The sequence below is a fragment of the Salana multivorans genome, from assembly GCF_003751805.1.
Classification (GTDB): Bacteria; Actinomycetota; Actinomycetes; order Actinomycetales; family Beutenbergiaceae; genus Salana; species Salana multivorans.
The window spans coordinates 1042904-1062105 of the sequence record NZ_RKHQ01000002.1; the positions used below are offsets into that span (position 1 = coordinate 1042904).

Below are 19202 nucleotides of genomic sequence, written 5' to 3' on the forward strand. Positions count from 1 at the left end.
CGTCGCGAGGACGACCCGCCGGCTCGCGCCGGTGGACCGCGGTACCACCCCGTTTGCCGCGGGCCCCGGTCGAGGCGGGCCGCGCGGCCACTCGTTGACGGCTGTGACGGGCCTGCCCGTCCGGTTCTACTGAGCCCGCGCGCGACCCCGTCGAGGGGGTCGGGGCGGAGGGCCGTTCTTCCGGAGGCTCACCGGTGATGGCCGGGTCGACGCCTGTGCGTCCGATCCTACGCCCCCGTCCGGCCCGGCCGCACGGGCGCCGCCCCGCGCGGTCCGACGCGCCTGCGAGACTGGTCGGCATGTCCGACACCCCCTGGTCCCCTCCCCCCGGCACGACAGACGGCGGCGGTCGCGAGCGCATGCTCGCGTGTCTCGAGCGCGCGGTCGAGGGCACGCCCTACCGCCTCGACCCGGACGACCGCGGCGTCGTCCTCTCCCTCGACATCGCGGACGCAAGCTGGTGGGGAACCCTCTCGGCCGCGGGCGTGACGGCGCAGCAGCGCGAGATCGTCCGGTTCCCGTCCGAGACGACGGTCGCGATCACCGACGAGATCCGCGAGCTGCGGTGGAGCGCCGGCCGGCCCAGCCTCGTGACGGGGTCGCTCGTCCGGGGCCGGATCAGGACGCGGCGGCGCGAGGTCGTGTGGGGCTGGCGGGCCGACGGCTCGTTCGGCCGGGTCCTCGACCTGCGCCTCGACTCCGCCGAGGCGCGCGAGCTCGTCGAGGCGGCCGCGGCCGCCGCCGGGCTGACGGTCGTTCGCGGCGGCGCCGAGCGCGGCGCGATCATCGCCGCGTGGGTCGGCGGGGCCGTCGCCCTGCTGGGGATCGTCGTCGCCCTCGTGGTGACGCTGGCGGTCGCGTAGCCGATGGGGACGACGACGGCTGCTCCCCTCGTCCTGCTCGACCTCGACGGCACGCTGACCGATTCCGCACCCGGGATCATGGCATCGGCGGCCGCGGCGTTCGACGCCCTCGGTCTCGCACGACCCACGCCGGACGAGCTGCGCTCGTTCGTCGGTCCGCCCCTGCCGGTCTCGATGCGAGCGCTCGGCGTGCCGCCCGAGCGCCTCAGCGAAGCCGTGCGGGCATACCGCGCCTCGTTCGCCGCGGGCAACATGTGGGACAACCGGGTCTACGACGGCATCCCGGAGCAGCTCGGGCTCCTGCGCGCAGCAGGCTGCACGCTCGCCGTCGCCACGTCGAAGCCTGAGGTCTACGCCCGTCCGATCTGCGAGCGGTTCGGGCTGACCGCACGTGTCGACAGGGTCTACGGCGCGCCGCTCGACGACGTCCCGTCCTCGAAGGCGAGCGTCATCGCGCACTCGCTCGCAGACCTGCGCAGGCGCGAGCTCGTCCCCGACGCGGAGCGCATCCTCATGGTGGGCGACCGCCACCACGACGTCGAGGGTGCGCGCGAGCACGACATCGACTGCCTCGGCGTCGGCTGGGGCTATGCCGTCCTGGGCGAGCTCGCCGACGCGGTCGGCATCGTCCCGCGCGTCGACGACCTCGCGGCCGCCGTGCTCGCTCGCCTCACCGGCTGACCCGGCGCGGGTCGCCCTCGCGCCGCGAGCGGGTCGGACGCGCCGTCCGGGGGCGGGAGTAGAATCGATTCGATGCCTGTGTCACCCGGCCCCAAGAGACCAGCAGCCCCCCGCTCGACCCCAGCAACGATGCTTCGCCTGCTCGACTGGGTTCGTCCCGTGCTGCCCCGAATCGTCATGGGCGGCATCACCGCCCTCCTCGCCAGCCTCATGGCGCTCGCCATCCCCCAGGTCCTCCGCGTCGTCATCGAGGGCCCGCTGCTGAGCTCCGGGTCGGTCACCGGCCTGGTCTGGGCGACGGCGCTCGTGCTCGCCCTCGGTCTCATCGAGGCCTTCCTCGTGTGGTGCCGCCGCGTCTTCATCGCGACGGCGGCGACGGGCGCCGAGCACGACATGCGCGTCGAGCTCTACCACCGCCTGCTCGACCTGCCGATCGCGTTCCACAACCGGACCTCCGGCGGCCAGCTCATCCAGCGCTCGATGGGCGACCTGTCCGCCGTCCGGCGCTGGGTCGCGTTCGGCTTCGTCATGATGGTCGTCTCCAGCGCGACCATCGTCGTCGGCGTCGTCCTCATGATCGTCAACGCCTGGCAGCTCGGCCTGCTCTACCTCGTCGGCGCGATCGTCATGGTCGTGCTCACGTTCCGCCTGCGCCGCTCCTACGGAGCCGCGGCCCGGCGCGCCCGCGACCAGGCGGGCGACCTCGCGACCAACGTCGAGGAGTCCGTCCAGGGCATCCGCGTGCTCAAGGCGTTCGGCCGCGGCGAGGACGCGCACGAGGACTTCTTCTCCCAGGCCGACGAGCTGCGGCGAACGGAGCTGGTCAAGGCGGGCGCCCAGGCACGCATCACGGCCGTCCTGACGATCCTGCCGGAGTCGCTGCTGGCCGTCTCGCTCGGGCTGGGCGCCTACCTCGTGGTGCACGACCAGCTCACGATCGGCGCGCTCTCCGCGTTCTTCGTCACCGCGGCCGTCGTCAACCGCCCCGTCGAGATGCTCGGCAACCTGCTCGCGATGACGCTCGACGCGCGGGCGGCCCTCGACCGCTACCTCGACGTCATCGACCTGCCCAACCCGCTGACGGACCCAGCCGACCCTGCGCGCCTCCCGGCCCCGGCCACGCCCGAGGGCTCGACGGTCGAGCTGCGCGACGTGGTGGTCCAGTTCTCCCCCGACGAGGCGCCCGTGCTCGACGGCGTCGACCTCGTCCTCCCGCCGGGCCGGACGACGGCGCTGGTCGGGCTCACCGGCAGCGGGAAGTCGACGCTGCTGGCCCTGCTCCCGCGCCTGCTCGACACCACCTCCGGCTCGGTCCTGCTCGACGGCGTCGACGTCCGCGACCTGTCCCGGCGCGACGTCCGCTCGATCGTGGCGCCGGCGTTCGAGGACTCCGTCCTCTTCTCCACCAGCGTCCGCGACAACGTGCTCATGGGCGCCGCCGCGACCGCCCGGGCCGAGAGTACCGAGGGGACCGACGCCGACGGTGCGGCCGTGCTCACCCCGCAGGAGGAGGACACGCGGCTGGCCGAGGCGCTCGAGGCGGCGCAGGCGGACTTCGTCGCCGACCTCGAGGACGGCACCGACACGATCATCGGCGAGGAGGGGCTCAGCCTGTCCGGTGGACAGCGTCAACGTCTCTCCCTCGCCCGGGCCATCGCGGCCCGCCCGCGCGTGCTCGTGCTGGACGATCCGCTGTCCGCCGTCGACGTCGCGACCGAGACCGCCGCGACCGACGCGCTGCGGCGGCTGCTGCCCGGGACGACGACGCTGGTCGTCGCCCACCGGCCGTCGACGGTGGCCCTCGCCGACCACGTCGTGGTGCTGGAGGGCGGGCGCATCACCGGGGCCGGGACGCACACCGAGCTGCTCGCCGGCCACCCGCACTACCGGTACGTGCTCACGGCGATGGAGCAGGAGCACCCCGCCGACGAGGACGTCGCGGACGCCGAGCAGGCCGTCGACGAGGTCGAGCACGAGATCATCGACGAGGCCGAGCAGGAGGCCGAGCTGGACGCCCGGCTCCAGGACGAGGAGGTGGCGCGATGAGCCGGGGGGAGCGCAGCCCGTCCCTCGCGCTGCTGATGTCGCTGGCACGGCCCGTGCGCGGGCGCGTGGCGCTGCTCGCCGTCGTCGTCGTGCTCGCGCAGCTCGCCCTCGCGGCCGGGCCGCTCCTCATCGCGTGGGGGACCGACGCGGCGCTGGCCGCAGCTCAGGGCCGCGGCGAGCTGGGCCCCGCGCTCGTCTGCTCCGCGGTGTACCTCACGGCGGCGATCGTCGGCGGCGTGCTGTCGGCGGCGACGATCAAGATCGCGGCCGGCGTGAGCCAGTCGATGCTGCTCGACCTGCGCTCGCGACTGTTCCGGCACACCCAGCGGCTCGACCTGGAGTTCCACGAGCGCTACACCTCCGGCCGGGTGATCTCGCGGCAGACCTCGGACACCGAGGCGCTGCGCGAGCTGCTCGACGGCGGCGTCACGGCGCTGGCCGGCAGCGCGCTCTCGATGATCCTCACGGTCGTGTTCCTCGTGACGATGGACTGGCCGAGCGGCGTCGTGCTGCTCGTCGCCCTCGTCCCGGCCGTCCTCGTGACGCGCTGGTTCCAGCAGCGCTCCTCCGTGCAGTTCCGGCGCCAGCGCACGGCCTCGGCCCGGCTCATCGTCCACTTCGTCGAGGCCATGACCGGGATGCGCGCGCTCCAGGCGTTCCGCCGCGAGCGCCGCTCGTCCGAGGACTACACGGAGCTCGCGCTCGACTACCGCGAGGCGAACGTCGAGTCCATCCGGCAGTTCGGCGTGTTCGACACGAGCCTCACCGCCATCGGCAACGTGACGGTCGCGCTCGTGCTCCTCGTCTCGGGCCTGCGCGTCATCGACGGCTCGATGGCGATCGGCGTCGTGCTCGGCTCCGTCATGTACGCGCGGCGGTTCTTCGCCCCGCTCGCCCAGATCGGCACGTTCTACAACTCGCTGCAGTCGGCGATCGCCGCGCTGGAGAAGCTGTCGTCGCTACTGGCGGAGAGCCCGACCGTTCCCGAGCCGACCCGCCCGGTCGGCCTCGCCCGCGCGCGGGGCCGGGTCGACTTCGACCACGTGGAGTTCGGCTACGGAACGCTCCCCGCCGTCCTGCCCGACCTCGACCTGCACATCCCGGCCGGCCAGCAGGTCGCGCTCGTCGGGACGACCGGCGCCGGCAAGTCGACCATCGCCAAGCTCGTCGCGCGGTTCTACGATGTCCGGCGCGGCTCCGTCCGGCTCGACGGCGTCGACCTGCGCGACCTCGCGTCCGACGACCTGCGACGCGCCGTCGTCATGGTCACCCAGGAGGCGTACCTGTTCTCCGGCTCCGTCGCCGCGAACATCGCGATCGGGAACCCGCGCGCGACGCGCCAGCAGATCGAGGCGGCGGCTCGCGCGGTCGGCGTGCACGACGTCGTCATGGCGCTCCCCGAGGGCTACGACACGCCCGTCGACGGCCGCGGCGTCCGTCTCTCGGCCGGCCAGCGCCAGCTCGTCTCGTTCGCGCGGGCCTTCCTCGCCGACCCGGCCGTGCTCGTGCTGGACGAGGCGACCAGCTCGCTCGACGTCCCCGGCGAGCGGATCGTGCAGGAGGGCCTGGAGACGCTGCTCGCCGACCGGACGAGCATCGTCATCGCACACCGGCTCTCGACCGTCATGGCGGCGGACCGCGTGCTCGTCGTCGAGGGCGGGCGGATCGTCGAGGACGGCTCACCGGCCGAGCTGGTCGAAGCTGGCGGGCACTTCGCCAAGCTCCACGAGGGCTGGCAGGCGACGCTGGGCTGACGCCGGTCGGTCGCGCGGGGCCCGTCCGCGCGGTCGCCGTAGGCTTCCGGCATGCAGCCAGATCGCCCCCGGCGCCCGCGCGGTGCGCGCGCCGCCGTCATCGCCGGTCTCCTGACCGTCGCGCTCGCCGCGTGCGCCCCGACCGTGTGGGAGCCCGTGAACGTGACCGTCGGCGATCTCGAGCTGTCCCTCGAGGCGCCCCGGGACAGCACGGTCGAGGACGGCTCGCTCGGCGCCCCCGGTTGCGTCGACGCCCGGGCGTCGGTGTACGCGGGGAGCAAGGTCCGCAGCAACCTGACGATCGCGACCGCCTCGGCCGACGGCGCCTGCCCGGACGAGCGCCCGCTCAACGGTCGGTTCCCGTCCTGGGGCGCGGTCGACCAGCTTCCGCAGGACGCCGTCGCGGTGGACCTCGACGTCGCAGCCGGCGCGAGCGCGTACCAGTTCACCGTCGTCTACACCGAGTGCACCAACTTCTGCACCGACTACGACCGTCCCGTGACGTTCGTCGAGCTGGCCGACGGACGGACGTTCTTCACCACCGGCTACGAGCTCTCCGACGCGACGCTCACCCGGATGGTCGACAGCATCGCCCTCGTGTCCTAGCCGGCCGCGCGAGCGCGGTGTGAATCCGGCGGCCGACCCGGACACTCCCCGGTATGACCACCTCCTCCCCTGAGCCGGCCGCGCGCCGGTTCGAGCACCTCTGGGACGCCTTCGCGCGACGGGTCCACGCCTACGCGCTGCGCCACGTCGACCCCGACACGGCGTCCGAGGTGCTCTCGGAGACCTTCCTCGTCGCGTGGCGCCGGCTCGACGACGTGCCGGGCAACCCCCTGCCGTGGCTCCTCGTCGTCGCGCGCAACACGATCCGCAACCAGAGCCGCTCCCAGTACCGCCGCCGGCTGCTGGAGTCCGAGCTCGGCCGGATCGCCGAGGTCGCGGGCGGCACGGCGCCGGGCGCCGAGGCGGTCGCGCTGGAGCGCCAGACGCTGCTGCGCGGGCTCGCGACCCTCGCCCCGAAGGAGCGCGAGGCGCTGCTCCTGGTCACCTGGGACGGCCTCACGACGGCCGAGGCGGCCGACGTCGCCGGCTGCTCGACCAGCGCCTTCGCCATGCGGCTGCAACGCGCCAGGCGTCGGCTGGCCGCCGCGGTGGACGACGAGGGCGACGGGGCTACGGCTCCCGGCGTCCCCGCCGCCGGCACGACGCGGGTCGCGAGCACCCCGGGCGCACCCAGGGCTCCCAGCGGGAGGGACGTCGTCGTCCACCCCGCCCACCGGATCGAAGGAGCCTGACCATGTCCACCTCCCCCACCACCGTCCCGATCGAGGAGCGGCTGCGCGCCCTCGCCCCCGCCGTCGACGCGGCCGTCACCGAGCCCCTGGACCCCGCGGGCTTCGCCGCCGCACGCGCCCGCATCGACGCCGAGCTGGCCTCGTCCTCCCCCGCCGACGGACGCGACGTGCCCGACGTCGTGGCCCTCGACGGCGCCCGCGAGCGTCGCGAGGCCGCGCGGCGTCCGCACCGCACGGCGCGCCGGGTCGCCCTCGGCGCGGCGGCCGCGGTCGCCGCCGGTCTCACGTTCGCCGTGTGGCCGAGCCCGAGCCAGTCGGCGTACGCCACTTGGAGCCCGACGCCGGACCCGATCGGCGACGCCGAGCGCGCCGCCATCGTCGACGACTGCCTGGCCGAGCTCGACGGGCCCGGCGCACCCGAGAGCCTGTGGACGATCGACACCACCGAGCTCTCGGCCCTCGTCGCGGAGCGTCGCGGTGACTGGAGCTACGTCATGTTCGCCGGGCCACCGGACCCGACCACGGGCGACGCGACGCACGCCGACTGCATGCTCGGGTCGGGCGACCACGAGGACGACGTCGGCGTCAGCGTCGGGATCGGGCCGGCTCCCGCGTCCATCGACGCCACGCAGATCAGGTACACCGGCGGCGGCAGCAGCTACGCCTACCTCTACGACGGACCGGTGCCGTGGATCTCCTCCGGCGTCGACGGCACGCAGCACGTGTTCGGCGTGGCGGGCTCCGACGTCGCGCGGGTGACCGTGACGTTCTCGGGCGGTCTCGAGATCGAGGCGACGCTGTCGGAGGCCGGCCTCGCGACCCCGGGCGCGCCGGCCTACTGGGCCGCCTGGTGGCCGGTCACCAGCGACGCCGACGTCACCCTCACGGTCAGCGGGTACCTCGCCGACGGCACGCTCTCCTCGACCGAGGAGGTCGTCTGGACGAGCGCGCTGGAGGAGAACCCGACGGAGATCGAGGGCACCGACGCGCCCTGATCTCGCGGAGCGGGCCGCGGCCATCCTCGCGGTGGCCGCGGCTCGCTCCGCGTGGGCGCCTCAGTCCGCGAGCGGCGGGTGCACGTCCGCCATCGTCCAGGTCCGCTTCCGGGCGATCACGGCCCACGTCGCGCAGAACGCCGCGACCCCGACCAGCGCGAGCACGGTGACGGCACGCTGGAGCACGGCGGGCGAGCCGCCGGTGAACGTGACGCGCAGCGCCTCGATGAGGTAGGTCATCGGCAGGTAGGGGTGCAGCCACTCGAGGAACGGCGGCAGCGTCTCGGGTGGGTAGATGCCGCCCGATGCGGCGAGCTGGAGCATGAGCACGACCAGCAGCACCGCCGACCCGACCAGCCCCAGCCCGGCCCGGCACAGGTGCGCGAGGAGCGTGAAGACCGCCACCGCGAGCGTCACGACGCCGACCGACCCCCACCAGCTCACCGGGTCCAGCCCGAGCGCGAACGTCGCGACGCCGAGCAGCAGGTAGGCACCGGTCAGCCCCATGCCGAGGATCGGCAGCCAACCGACCAGCGCGACCCGCCAGGACGGCGCGCGCGAGACCAGCGCGCGCCCCGACGTCGGCCGGAGCACGAGGAACACGACGATCCCGAACACCCACAGCGAGATCGCGAAGAAGAACGGCGCGAGTCCCCGCCCGTAGACGCCGGCGTCGTTCGCCACCTCGAGCCGCACGTCGGTCGGGTTGCCGAGGATCGCGGCGTTCGCCTCGGCCTGGTCCGGGTCCATCGCCGGCACGGCCGCGACCAGCTCGTCCAGCCCGGTGACGAGCGCGTCGGTCCCGTCCACCGCGGTGTCGAGCCCCGTCGCGAGATCGGCCGAGCCCGTCGCGGCGTCCGCGAGCTTCGTCGCCAGCTCCTCGGCGCCGTCCCGCACCTGGCCGGCGCCCTCCGACACCTCGTGCGCGCCGTCGTTGAGCTCGTTGACCTTGCTCTGCCCGTCGCGCACCTTCGTCTGCAGGTCCGGCACCGCGTCCTGCAGTGCGTGCGCGTCGGTGGCGAGCCGGTCGGCGTCCGCGTGGATGTCGCCGAGCGCCTGGTCGACCTCGCCGACGCGGGTGTCGACCGCGCCGACCGCGTCCCGCACCGTGGCGAACGCCGGGTCCGAGGCCAGCTCGGGGTGGGCGGCGACCAGGTCGGCCAGGGCCGTGTCGACCGCGTCGACCCGCCCGGTCAGCGCGTCGGCGCCGCCGGACACCGTTCCGGCGACGTCGGCGACCGCGTCCGTCACGGCGACGGCCCCGTCCGCGACGCCGGGGATGGCCGGCACGAGGTCGTCGGCGATCGGGTTGATGAGGTCGGCGATCTGCTGCGTCCCGTCCGCGACCTGGTCCGCGCCGTCGGCGACCCTGGTGGCCCCGTCGGCGAGGTCGCGGGCACCGGGGGCGCCGTCGGCCAGCCCGTCCGCGAGCGTGTGCGCGCCGTCCTTGGCGTCACCGAGCCCGTCCCGCAGCTCGCGGGCGCCCTCGTCGGCCCGGCCCAGCCCCGCGCGGAGCTTGCCCAGGTCGCCGTAGACCGACTCGAAGTAGGCCTGCGTCGCGGCGGCGTTGATCTGCTCCTGCAGCTTCGCCTGCACCGTCTCCGCCATGACGCCGATGACGTAGCCGTTGGCGTCGTTGCGGTGGATGACGATCTCGGCCCGCTCGGGCGTCAGCTCGGCGCCCGAGGCCAGCCGCGCGGAGAAGTCGCGCGGGATCGTGATCGTCAGGTAGTACCGGCCGGACTCCAGCCCGTCGGCCGCGTCGTCCGCGTCCGTGACGACCCACAGGAAGCTCGGGTCCGCCTCGAACTTCTCGACGACGAGGTCGCCGCCGGCCACCTCGCGGCCGTCGACCGTGACCGCCTCGTCCTCGTTCACGACGGCCACCGGCACCCGGTCGAGCTTCCCGTACGGGTCCCAGTTCGACCACAGGTAGATGGCGCCGTACAGCGTCGGGACGACCAGCAGGAACACGAGCGCGATCCGGTGGAGCGTGCTGCGGTTGCGGGCGATCTCCGCCCAGGCGAGACGCACGGTCCTCATCGGTCCTCCTCCTCGGTGTCGTCCGACGGGTCGACGGACCTGTCCGGCGGTTCGGTCTCGCCGCTCGGCCCGGCGGCGGGCTCGGCTGCTGCGGGCTCCTCGGCCGCGGCGGGCTCCTCGGCTGCTGCGGGCTCCTCGAGCACGGCGTGCCGGCCGTGGGCGGCCCCGGCGACGTCGTCGTCCCCGAGCGCGACCACGACGTCCGCCTCCTCGGGCCCGACGTCGAGCGTCGAGGCAACGACGACGACACCGGAGCCGGCGATCTCGCGGACGATCTCCCAGGCCCGCGCACGCTGCGGGAGCTGGAGCTGGTGCGGCAGGTCGTCGTGCACGACGACGACCGGGTCGCCCAGCACGGCGAGCACGAGGTGCAGCGCCGTCGCCTCCAGCGCCGGCAGCTTCCCGACGAGGGTCCGGTCGGGCAGGACGAGCCCGAGCCGGTCAGCCCACGCGCGCACGTGCGCGACGGCGCGCTCGTGCGGCACCCCGATCCAGTCGGCCGCGTCGCGGACGCTCTCGTGGACCGTGAGCTGCGGGTCGAGCCCGACGAGGTCAGCGATCCGCGACACCGCGACGCGCGAGCGCACGGCCCGGCGGGCCGCCCCCGGTCCGGCCTGCGCACCGATGACGCGCCCGACGACGTGCACCTCCCCCGCGCTCAGCCGCATCCGCGCGGCGATGGCGAGCAGGAGGCTGGTCTTCCCGCTGCCGGCCGGACCGACGACGGCGACGACGCTCTCCGGCGGAGCCGTGAACGAGACGTCCGAGAACACGGGGCGGCGCAGGAAGGTGAGGCTCGCCCCCGAGACGGCGAGCGCGGTCCGCGCGGGCGGGCTGGTGCGTTGGCTGGTCACGAACAGCGAGCCTACGTCCGCTCCCGCGACGACCGTCCCCGCCGCCTCGCCCCAGGAGGATGCGGCCGTTGCGACGGCGAGACGCCGCCGTCAAGGGACGACGGAGGTCGTCATCGCCTCGTTCGGTCTCGCCGATGGCCACCGACCGGGACTGCCGGTCGCCCCTCTCGAGACACCCCTTCGTCGCTCCTCAAGGACCGTCATCCCCTCCGAGGCCGAGGAGGCGGCGGTGGAAGAGCGTCTCGCCGGTCAGCTCCGGGTGGAAGGACAGCCCCGCGATCGAGCCCTGGCGCACGCCGACGACGTGTCCCGCGTGTCGGGCGACCACCTCAACCCCTGGGCCGACCTCGGTGACCCGCGGGGCGCGGATGAACGCGACCCGGGCTGGGCCGAGGGTCGTGTCCAGGTCGGCCTCGGCGGAGTCGACCTGCGGGCCGAAGGCGTTGCGCTGGACGGTGACGTCGAGCACGTCGAGCGTCTGCTGGCCCGGTGCCGGGTCGAGGATCCGCCGAGCCAGCAGGATCAGTCCGGCGCAGGTGCCGAGGGTGGGCAGGCCGCCGCGGATCGCGGCGGCCAGCGGCTCCCGCAGGCCGACGAGCCGCAGCAGCCGGTCGATCGTCGACGACTCACCGCCGGGCAGGACCAGGGCGTCGACCCGGAGCCCGTCCGCGCCGGTCAGGTCGGCGGGTACCCGAAGCGGCGTGACCCGGACACCAAGGCCCTCCAGCAGGCGGATGTGCTCGCGCACGCCGCCCTGGAGCGCGAGCACACCGACCGTCGGCCGGTTCACCAGCCCCGCTCGGCCAGGCGATGGGGGGCCGGCAGGTCGGCGACGCTGATCCCGACCATCGCCTCGCCGAGACCCCGGGAGGCCTCGGCGATGGCGGCCGGGTCGTCGTAGAGCGCAGTGGCCTTGACGATGGCCGCCGCGCGCGCGGCCGGGTCACCCGACTTGAAGATGCCCGAGCCGACGAACACCCCGTCGGCGCCGAGCTGCATCATCAGCGCGGCGTCCGCCGGGGTCGCGACGCCGCCAGCGGTGAACAGCACGACGGGCAGCGCGCCCGTCCGGGCGACCTCGAGCACGAGGTCGTAGGGGGCCCGCAGCTCCTTCGCCGCGACGTACAGCGCGTCCGGGTTGGCCTCGTGGCTGGCCTTGAGGACCGCGATCTCGTGTCGGATGGTGCGGATGTGCTTGGTGGCCTCCGACACGTCGCCCGTGCCGGCCTCACCCTTCGAGCGGATCATCGCCGCACCCTCGGTGATGCGGCGCAGAGCCTCGCCCAGGTTGGTGGCGCCGCACACGAACGGCACGGTGAAGGCGCGCTTGTCGATGTGGTTGACGTAGTCGGCGGGAGAGAGCACCTCCGACTCGTCGATGTAGTCCACCTCGAGGTGCTGCAGCACCTGGGCCTCGACGACGTGCCCGATCCGGGCCTTGGCCATCACGGGGATGGAGACGGTGTCGATGATGGCGCTGATGAGGTCGGGATCGCTCATCCGGGCCACTCCGCCCTGCGCGCGGATGTCAGCGGGAACCCTCTCCAGCGCCATCACCGCGACGGCGCCCGCGTCCTCGGCGATCCGGGCCTGCTCGGGGGTGACCACGTCCATGATCACGCCGCCCTTGAGCATGTCGGCCAAGCCGCGCTTGACCAGAGGAGAACCAATGAGATCTGTCATGCGACCCATCGTCGAGCGCCATAGTGGTCCATGAACAGGGCCAGAAATGGCCCACTGTTCTTGGGCCAGTAAGGTGTGCGCGTGCGGACCGCCCCCGAGATCACGCTCCCCCTCAGCCTCGAGGACGAAGAGACGGGGAGCTCCATCCCCGGACGGCTCGCGGCGCAGCTCCGTCGTCTGATCGCCGGAGCCGTGCTCTCTCCGGGAGACCCGGTGCCGTCCAGCCGCGCCCTTGCCGCTCACCTCGGCGTCTCGCGCGGATCGGTGGTCGCCGCCTACGACCAGCTGCTGGCGGAGGGCTATCTCAGCGCCGCCGTCGGCCGCTCGACGGTGGTGAACCCGCAGCTACGCGGTGTGCATCCGCGACCGCAACGCCACGTGCCGTCGGTCCAGGTGGAGGCGCGGGCAGGCCTGGATCTGCGTCCGGGCCGACCCTGGGCGCTGGACGTCGTGGGACCCGCCTGGAAGGCGGCGTGGCGGCGGGCCTCCGTCGCGCCGGTGGACATCGCCGTCCCGACCCTTGGCCTGCCCCAGCTGCGAGACGCGTGGGTCGAGCATCTGCGCCGGATGCGTGCGGTGGTGCGCGCACCCGACCAGATCGCGGTGACCGGTGGCGGCCGGGAGGGCTTCGCGCTCCTGCTCCTCGCGCTCGCCGACGGTCGTCCCTCTCGGCTCAGGGTGGGAGTGGAGGAACCGGGATACCCATCGCTGAGGCGGGTGCCCGCCCGTCTCGGCGCGACGGTGGTGCCCGTCCCCGTGGACCGGCACGGGCTGCGGGTGACGGACCTGCCGACCGGCGCAGACGCGCCCGACCTGCTCATCGTCACCCCCAGTCATCAGTACCCGCTGGGCGGCTCGATGCCCGTCGAGCGCCGCCAGGCGCTGCTGGAGTGGGCCCGGCGGCACGAGGTCGTCGTCGTCGAGGACGACTATGACTCCGAGCTGCGCTACACCTCTGAGCCGTTGCCCGCGTTGGCCGCGCTCGACGATCCCGCCGAGGGAAGGGTGGTGCTGCTGGGGACCCTGTCGAAGACCCTGACGCCGGCGCTGGCCACCGGGTTCCTGGTGCTTCCCGGTTGGCTCGTGCCAACGGTGTCGCAGGCGCGCCGCGACCTGGGACAGCCCGTCGGGCTCGTGGCGCAGCTGGCCGTCGCGAACTATCTGGACAGCGGGGCGCTGCGTCTGCACACCCAGCGGATGCGGAACCGCTACCGGCGTCGCCGGGCCCAGGTGGTGGAGGCCCTGTCCGGGGTTCCCGGTGTGCGCGTCCACCCGATGGACGGCGGCCTGCACGCCGTCGTGGAGACCGACCGTCCGGAGGGCGATGTGGTGGGAGAGCTGGCGGCCCGCGGGGTGAGGGTCAGTCCGTTGTCCGAGTACTGGTCGGGGGCTGGGAGCTCGGGGATCGTCTTCGGTTTCGGCGCGGTCAGCGAGACGGAGCTTGCCCGCGGACTGGATCTGATCACCGCGATCGCGACGCCGTGACGGTCCGCCGGGATGCTCCGTGAGGTCGAAGCGTCCGACGGGCTCTGGCCTCGCCGCCCGGTCGGTCCTCCCCCGGGCGAGGCGCTACCGCTGGTCGCGGGCGACGTGCGTGTGCGAGCTCTGCGCCACGGGCCGCAGCACCATGAGGTCCACGTTGACGTGGCGCGGCCGGGTGAGCGCCCAGACGATCCCGTCGGCGACGTCCTCGGCCACGAGCGGCCCGCCCAGCGCGACGTTCGCGTAGACCGCCGCGGCCCGCTCGGCGTCGCCGCCGAACCGGTTGAGCGAGAACTCCTCCGTCGCCACGAGCCCCGGCGCCACCTCGAGCACGCGCACCGGCCGGCCGGCGAGCTCGAGCCGCAGGGTGCTCGCGATCTCCCGCTCGGCGTGCTTGGCCGCCGTGTAGCCCGCACCGCCCGGGTAGGAGCCGTGCGCGGCCGTCGACGTGACGAAGACGAGGTCGCCGCCGCCGTCCGCCTCGATCGCCGGCAGGAGGGCCTGGGTGAGGCGCAGCGTGGCGAGCACGTTGACGTCGAACATCGCCGCCCAGTCCGCGATCGGGGAGGACTCGACCGGGTCGAGCCCCACGGCCCCGCCCGCGTTGTTGACGAGCGCGTCGAGCCGGCCGTCCGCGAGCACCGTCGAGGCGAGCCGGTCGACGTCGGCGTCATCGGTGAGGTCGGCGACCAGCCACGCGCAGCCGGTCTCCGCGGCGAGCGCCTCGAGCCGGTCGGCGCGGCGCGCCGTCGCGACGACGTCCCAACCGACCGTGCGCAGCGCGCGGACCGTGGCCGCGCCGATCCCCGAGGAAGCGCCCGTGACGAGCGCGCGGGGCGTCGCGCGGCTCATGCCCCGGCCCCCACGACCGCGAGCGCCTCGTCGATCGCGGCGACACCGCGGCGGGCCTCGTCGGGCGTGATGACGCAGGGGGGCACGACGTGCAGCCGGTTCTCCGCGACGAACGGGAGGACCCCGCGCTCCAGCAGCTCCGTCCTGAGCCGCGCCATGACCGAGGCGTCGACCGGCTCCCTCGTCCCGCGGTCGGCGACGAGCTCGACCGCCCAGAACACGCCGAGCCCGCGGACCTCGCCGACGACCTCGTGCCGGTCGGCGAGCTCCGCCAGTCCCGGCCCGAGCACGTCCGCGCCGATCGACGCGGCGTTCTCCACGACGCCCTCGTCCTCCATCGCGCCGATCGTCGCCACGATCGAGGCCATGGCGAGCGGGTGGCCGGAGTAGGTGAGACCGCCGGGGAAGACGCGCTCGTCGAACGTCGCGGCGATGTCGTCGGAGATGACGACGCCGCCCGCCGGGACGTAGCCCGAGTTCGACCCCTTGGCGAAGGTGACGAGGTCGGGGACGACACCGTCGCGGTCGTGCGCCATCCAGTGGCCGGTGCGACCGAAGCCGGTCATCACCTCGTCGACGATCATGACGATGCCGTACCGGTCGCACAGCTCGCGGACCCCGGCGAGGTACCCGTCCGGCGGGACGAGGACGCCGACGGTCCCGGGGATCGCCTCCAGCAGCACGGCCGCGACACTGGAGGGCCCCTCCGACTGGACGACCCGCTCGAGGTGGTGCAGCGCGCGCTCGCACTCCTGCTCGGGCGACATCGCCCAGAACTCGCTGCGGTACAGGTAGGGGCCGAAGACGTGGACGTGGCCCGTCGCGTACTCGTTGTGCAGGCGGCGCCAGTCGCCGGTGGCGTTGATCGCGACGCCCGTGTTGCCGTGGTAGCTGCGGTAGCGCGAGATCACCTTGGCCCGGCCGGTGTGCAGCCGCGCCATCCGGATGGCGTTCTCGATCGCGTCGGCGCCGCCGTTGGTGAAGAACACCTTGGAGAACGGGCCCCTCACGTGCCGCAGCACGGCCTCGGCCGCGCGACCGCGGGCGAGGTTGGCGGTCGCCGGGTTGATCGTCGTGAGCGTGTCGGCCTGCTCCTTGATCGCGGCGACGACGACCGGGTGCTGGTGCCCGATGTTCGTGTTGACGAGCTGGCTCGACAGGTCGAGGTACCGGCGCCCGTCGTAGTCCCACAGCGTGCTCCCGGACCCGCCGGCGATGACGAGCGGGTCGAGGCCGGCCTGGGCCGACCAGGAGTGGAACACGTGCGCGCGGTCGAGGCGGTAGGTCTCCTCGCCGAGCGCCGGGTCGAGATCGGCTGGGACGGGGACGGTGTCGGACACGTCGAGCTCCTTCGGTGCGGTGGGTCCATCGTGCCCCACCCGCGAGGCCGAGCGGGCGGGAACCGGCGGCCGGGAGCGATCGGCGGCGCGACTACGATCGAGGGGCGGGACAGGTCATCGTCCCGGAGCACGCCGCGCGCGTGCCGCACGCGGGTCCCGGCTGCGCTGGCCCGGTCCGCGGGCACGTCCCGCCCGACCCGTCCCCCCGGAGTCCCCGTGCGCCAGCGCCCCCGTCCCCTGTCCACCGCCGTCGGCTCGCTCGCGCTGGCGGGCCTGCTCGGTCTCGCCGCCTGCGCCGGCCCCGCCGGGTCAGCGGCCGATCCCGCCGGCTCGCCCGCCTCGTCCGCGTCGCCGTCGGGCGGGTCACCGACGGACGCCCCGGCGACGGACGCGTCGCCGACGGAGGCGCCCGACGCCGGCTACTCCTTCACCGCGGACAACTGCGGCGTCGAGGTGTCCCGGACGACGCCGCCCGAGCGGATCGTCACGGTGAAGTCCGCGATGACCGAGCTCGTCTCGGCGCTCGGCGCGGCCGACCGGATCGTCGGCGTCGCCTACCAGGACGGCGAGCTCGCCGTCGAGGACCCGCTCGTCTCGGGCGAGGTCGCGCTCGGCGCCGAGCAGGACCTCGCCGGCACGCTCGCCGACGTGCCCGAGCTGTCGGACCGGATGCCGAGCAACGAGGCGGTGCTCTCCGTCGAGCCCGACCTCGTGCTCGCCGGCTGGGAGTCGGTGTTCGCGGCCGACGCGGCCGGCGAGCGGTCGGCGCTCGAGGCCCTCGGCGTCACGACCTTCGTCGCGCCCGCCGCCTGCACGCAGCCGCCCTACGTCCCCGACCCGCTGACGTTCGACGACGTCTTCGACGGCATCACCCAGGTCGGCGCCCTGCTCGGCACGAGCGACGCGGCCGAGCGCGTCGTGGCGGAGCTGCGGGACCACCTGGCCGGCGCCACGGAGCTGGTGGCCGAGGTGGCCCGGGCCGAGGCCGCCACGGCCGAGGCACCGACCGTGCTGTGGTGGTCGTCGGGCACGGACACCCCGTACGTCGGCGCCGGCACGGGCGCGCCGCAGATGATCCTCGACGCGGCGGGGCTGGGCAACGTCGCCGGCGACCTCGCGGGGGGCTGGGCGCCGTTCTCGTGGGAGGCGGCGGCCGCCGCCGACCCCGACTACATCGTCCTGGTCGACTCGACGTGGAACTCGGCCGAGAAGAAGAAGGACGTCCTCGCGGGCAACCCGGTGACGGCCGCGATGTCGGCCGTGCGGGACGAGCGCTACCTCGTCCTCCCGTTCGTCGCGACCGAGGCGGGGATCGGGAACGTGGAGGCCGTCTGGCTGCTGACCGAGCAGCGCGCCCGGCTCGAGGGGCTCGACGTCCGGTGACCGACGGCGAGGGGCTCGGCGGCCGGCCCGGGCGCGGGGCGGCGACCCGGCGGACCGGCTGGGTCCTCGCGCTGGCCCTCGTCCTGCTCGTCGTCTCCGCCGCCGTCGCGCTCGCCGTCGGGCCGGCCGACGTCACGCCGCTCGACATCGTGGCGTCGGCCCGGCACCACGTGCTGGACGGGTTGCACGCCCTCACCGGCGGCGCGTGGCCCACGACCGTCCCGCCGACGCCGCTCACGACGATCCAGGAGGCGATCGTCTGGCAGGGCCGGGCGCCGCGGCTGGTGTCGGCCGCCGGTGTCGGTGCCGGGCTGGCGATCGCCGGCGCCGTCATGCAGGCCCTCCTGCGCAACCCGCTGGCCGACCCCTACCTCCTCGGGCTGTCCGCCGGCGCGAGCCTCGGCGCCGTCGCGGTGCTCGTGCTCGGCGTCGCGCTGCTCCTGCCGGTCGCGGCGTTCGCCGGCAGCCTGCTCGCGCTCGCCGCGACGCTCGCGCTGGCCGGTGCCGTCTCGCGCGGCCGGCTGACGCCCGGCCGCACGGTCCTGGCCGGCGTCGCCGTCGCGCAGGGCTGCGCGGCGATCACGAGCTTCGTCATCTTCACCTCCGTCCAGGGCGACTCCTACCGCGAGGTGCTCGGCTGGCTGCTCGGCACGCTCGGCGGGACGACGTGGACCAGCGCGGCGATCGCGTGGGGGGCGCTGGCCGTCGTCGGCTCGGTGCTGCTCGCGTCGGGCCGCACGCTGGACGCCTTCGCGTTCGGCGACACCGCCGCCCGCGCGCTCGGCGTCGACGTGACGCGCACCCGCTGGCTGCTGCTCGGCGCGACGGCCCTCCTCACGGGCGCGCTCGTGAGCGTGAGCGGCGCGATCGGGTTCGTCGGGCTCGTCGTGCCGCACGCCGTCCGCACGGTCGTCGGCGGCCGGCACGTGCGCGTGCTGCCGCTGTCGCTGTGCGCCGGGGCGATGGTGCTGCTGTGGGCCGACACCGCGGCGCGCGTCGTCATCGAGCCCCGCGAGCTGCCGGTCGGCATCCTCACCGCCGCGATCGGCGCCCCGGTCTTCGCGCTCCTGCTGGCGCGGCGCGGTCGCGGGGAGGCCGGATGAGCCGGGAGACGCCCGCGGCGTTCGTCGTCCGCGACGCGCGCTGGGACGCCGGCGGGCGGGCGATCCTCGACGGCGTCCACCTCGCGGCCCCCGGCGGAGTCACGGCCGTCGTCGGCCCGAACGGGTCGGGCAAGTCGAGCCTGCTGCGCGCCGTCGTCGGGGCGTTGCCCGGCGCGCGCGGGGCCTGGGAGCTGGACGGCGCGGACCTGCGCGCCCTCTCGGCGCGCGACCGTGCGCGACGGCTCGCGCTGGTCGAGCAGGACGCCACGGCGGAGGGCGAGCACCGCGTCCTCGACGTCGTGCTGCTCGGCCGCACCCCGCACCGGCCGCGGTGGGGCGGGGACTCCGCCGACGACGTCGCGCTCGCGCTGGCCTGCCTCGACCGCGCGGGCGCTGCCCACCTGGCGTCGCGGGACCTGGCGACGCTCTCGGGCGGCGAGCGCCAGCGGGTCCACCTCGCGCGGGCGCTCGCCCAGCAGCCGCGGCTCCTGCTGCTCGACGAGCCGACGAACCACCTCGACGTCGCCGCCCAGCTGGAGCTGCTCGACCTGGTCCGCCGGATCGCCGACGACGACGGGGTGGCCGCCGTCGTCGTCCTGCACGACCTCACCTCGGCGCTGCGGTGGTGCGACCACGCCGTCGTGCTCGACGCGGGACGCGTCGTCGCCGCCGGCAGGCCGAGCGACGTCCTGACGCCGCGGCTGCTGGCGGCCGTGTGGGGCGTGCGGGCCGAGATCCTGCGGGCCTCGGACGGCTCCCCCGTCCTCGCGTTCACCGGGCCGGTCTGACGTCTGGCCAGCGCGCGGCCTCGGCCGAGGCGGCGCG

Annotated in this window: 17 protein-coding genes; 11 read left to right on the forward strand and 6 right to left on the reverse strand. The window is 74.7% G+C overall.

Translation table 11 applies throughout. From position 1 onward, the window contains the following. Positions 1-299: 299 nt before the first annotated feature. From EDD28_RS16820 to EDD28_RS16850, 7 genes are all read left to right on the forward strand, one after another. Entirely contained in the window at positions 300-863 is a 564-nt protein-coding gene (locus tag EDD28_RS16820) for a hypothetical protein (RefSeq protein WP_148059655.1), read from the forward strand. A 3-nt stretch (positions 864-866) separates the two neighbouring features. After that, a complete protein-coding gene (locus EDD28_RS16825) occupies positions 867-1544 on the forward strand; it encodes an HAD hydrolase-like protein (RefSeq protein ID WP_123740848.1) in 678 nt (225 codons plus the stop codon). A 72-nt stretch (positions 1545-1616) separates the two neighbouring features. Then, entirely contained in the window at positions 1617-3590 is a 1974-nt protein-coding gene (locus EDD28_RS16830; RefSeq protein WP_245968140.1) for an ABC transporter ATP-binding protein, read from the forward strand. Beyond that, complete coding sequence (locus EDD28_RS16835) at positions 3587-5344, forward strand: ABC transporter ATP-binding protein (RefSeq protein ID WP_123740850.1); 1758 nt, start codon at positions 3587-3589, stop codon at positions 5342-5344. The genes EDD28_RS16830 and EDD28_RS16835 overlap by 4 nt, the downstream gene beginning before the upstream one ends. Positions 5345-5395: 51 nt before the next feature. After that, positions 5396-5950, forward strand: a complete 555-nt coding sequence (locus EDD28_RS16840; protein WP_123740851.1) for a hypothetical protein — start codon at positions 5396-5398, stop codon at positions 5948-5950. Positions 5951-6003: 53 nt separating this feature from the next. Next, positions 6004-6642, forward strand: a complete 639-nt coding sequence (locus EDD28_RS16845; RefSeq protein ID WP_123740852.1) for an RNA polymerase sigma factor — start codon at positions 6004-6006, stop codon at positions 6640-6642. Between the two features lie 2 nt (positions 6643-6644). Next, positions 6645-7637 (forward strand): hypothetical protein, encoded by a 993-nt coding sequence (locus EDD28_RS16850; protein ID WP_123740853.1) that lies wholly within the window; start codon positions 6645-6647, stop codon positions 7635-7637. Positions 7638-7697: 60 nt separating this feature from the next. Here EDD28_RS16850 and EDD28_RS16855 read toward each other — a convergent pair whose 3' ends face one another. The 4 genes from EDD28_RS16855 to pdxS all read right to left on the reverse strand — a co-directional run bounded on the left by EDD28_RS16855 (position 7698) and on the right by pdxS (position 12217). Next, positions 7698-9680, reverse strand: coding sequence for a YhgE/Pip domain-containing protein (locus EDD28_RS16855; RefSeq protein ID WP_123740854.1), 1983 nt, complete (start codon positions 9678-9680; stop codon positions 7698-7700). After that, the gene (locus EDD28_RS16860) at positions 9677-10534 is read right to left on the reverse strand and encodes an ABC transporter ATP-binding protein (protein ID WP_170169536.1); all 858 of its coding nucleotides are present in this window, start codon (positions 10532-10534) and stop codon (positions 9677-9679) included. The genes EDD28_RS16855 and EDD28_RS16860 overlap by 4 nt, the downstream gene beginning before the upstream one ends. A 190-nt stretch (positions 10535-10724) precedes the next feature. Then, on the reverse strand, positions 10725-11324 hold the full coding sequence (gene pdxT / locus EDD28_RS16865) for a pyridoxal 5'-phosphate synthase glutaminase subunit PdxT (RefSeq protein WP_123740856.1): 600 nt from the start codon (positions 11322-11324) through the stop codon (positions 10725-10727). After that, positions 11321-12217 (reverse strand): pyridoxal 5'-phosphate synthase lyase subunit PdxS, encoded by an 897-nt coding sequence (gene pdxS / locus EDD28_RS16870; RefSeq protein ID WP_123740857.1) that lies wholly within the window; start codon positions 12215-12217, stop codon positions 11321-11323. The genes pdxT and pdxS overlap by 4 nt, the downstream gene beginning before the upstream one ends. Before the next feature lie 81 nt (positions 12218-12298). On the opposite strand from pdxS, the gene pdxR reads away from it, so the two are divergent. Then, positions 12299-13702 carry a MocR-like pyridoxine biosynthesis transcription factor PdxR gene (gene pdxR / locus EDD28_RS16875; RefSeq protein WP_211339259.1) on the forward strand — a complete coding sequence of 468 codons (1404 nt, stop codon included), beginning with the start codon at positions 12299-12301 and terminating at the stop codon, positions 13700-13702. 84 nt (positions 13703-13786) lie between these two features. Here pdxR and EDD28_RS16880 read toward each other — a convergent pair whose 3' ends face one another. Continuing rightward, on the reverse strand, positions 13787-14551 hold the full coding sequence (locus tag EDD28_RS16880; protein WP_123740858.1) for an SDR family NAD(P)-dependent oxidoreductase: 765 nt from the start codon (positions 14549-14551) through the stop codon (positions 13787-13789). After that, positions 14548-15891: an aspartate aminotransferase family protein gene (locus tag EDD28_RS16885; RefSeq protein ID WP_123740859.1), complete on the reverse strand. Its 1344-nt coding sequence runs from the start codon at positions 15889-15891 to the stop codon at positions 14548-14550. Before EDD28_RS16885 ends, EDD28_RS16880 begins: the two co-directional genes overlap by 4 nt. A gap of 216 nt (positions 15892-16107) precedes the next feature. Between EDD28_RS16885 and EDD28_RS16890 the strand changes: the two genes are divergently transcribed. Genes EDD28_RS16890 through EDD28_RS16900 form a run of 3 tightly spaced genes read left to right on the forward strand, consistent with a single transcriptional unit; the run spans position 16108 to position 19165 of the window. Continuing rightward, a complete protein-coding gene (locus tag EDD28_RS16890) occupies positions 16108-17274 on the forward strand; it encodes an ABC transporter substrate-binding protein (RefSeq protein ID WP_123740860.1) in 1167 nt (388 codons plus the stop codon). Then, on the forward strand, positions 17271-18377 hold the full coding sequence (locus tag EDD28_RS16895) for a putative F420-0 ABC transporter permease subunit (protein ID WP_123740861.1): 1107 nt from the start codon (positions 17271-17273) through the stop codon (positions 18375-18377). The genes EDD28_RS16890 and EDD28_RS16895 overlap by 4 nt, the downstream gene beginning before the upstream one ends. Continuing rightward, a complete protein-coding gene (locus EDD28_RS16900; protein ID WP_123740862.1) occupies positions 18374-19165 on the forward strand; it encodes an ABC transporter ATP-binding protein in 792 nt (263 codons plus the stop codon). Before EDD28_RS16895 ends, EDD28_RS16900 begins: the two co-directional genes overlap by 4 nt. Positions 19166-19202: the final 37 nt, after the last annotated feature.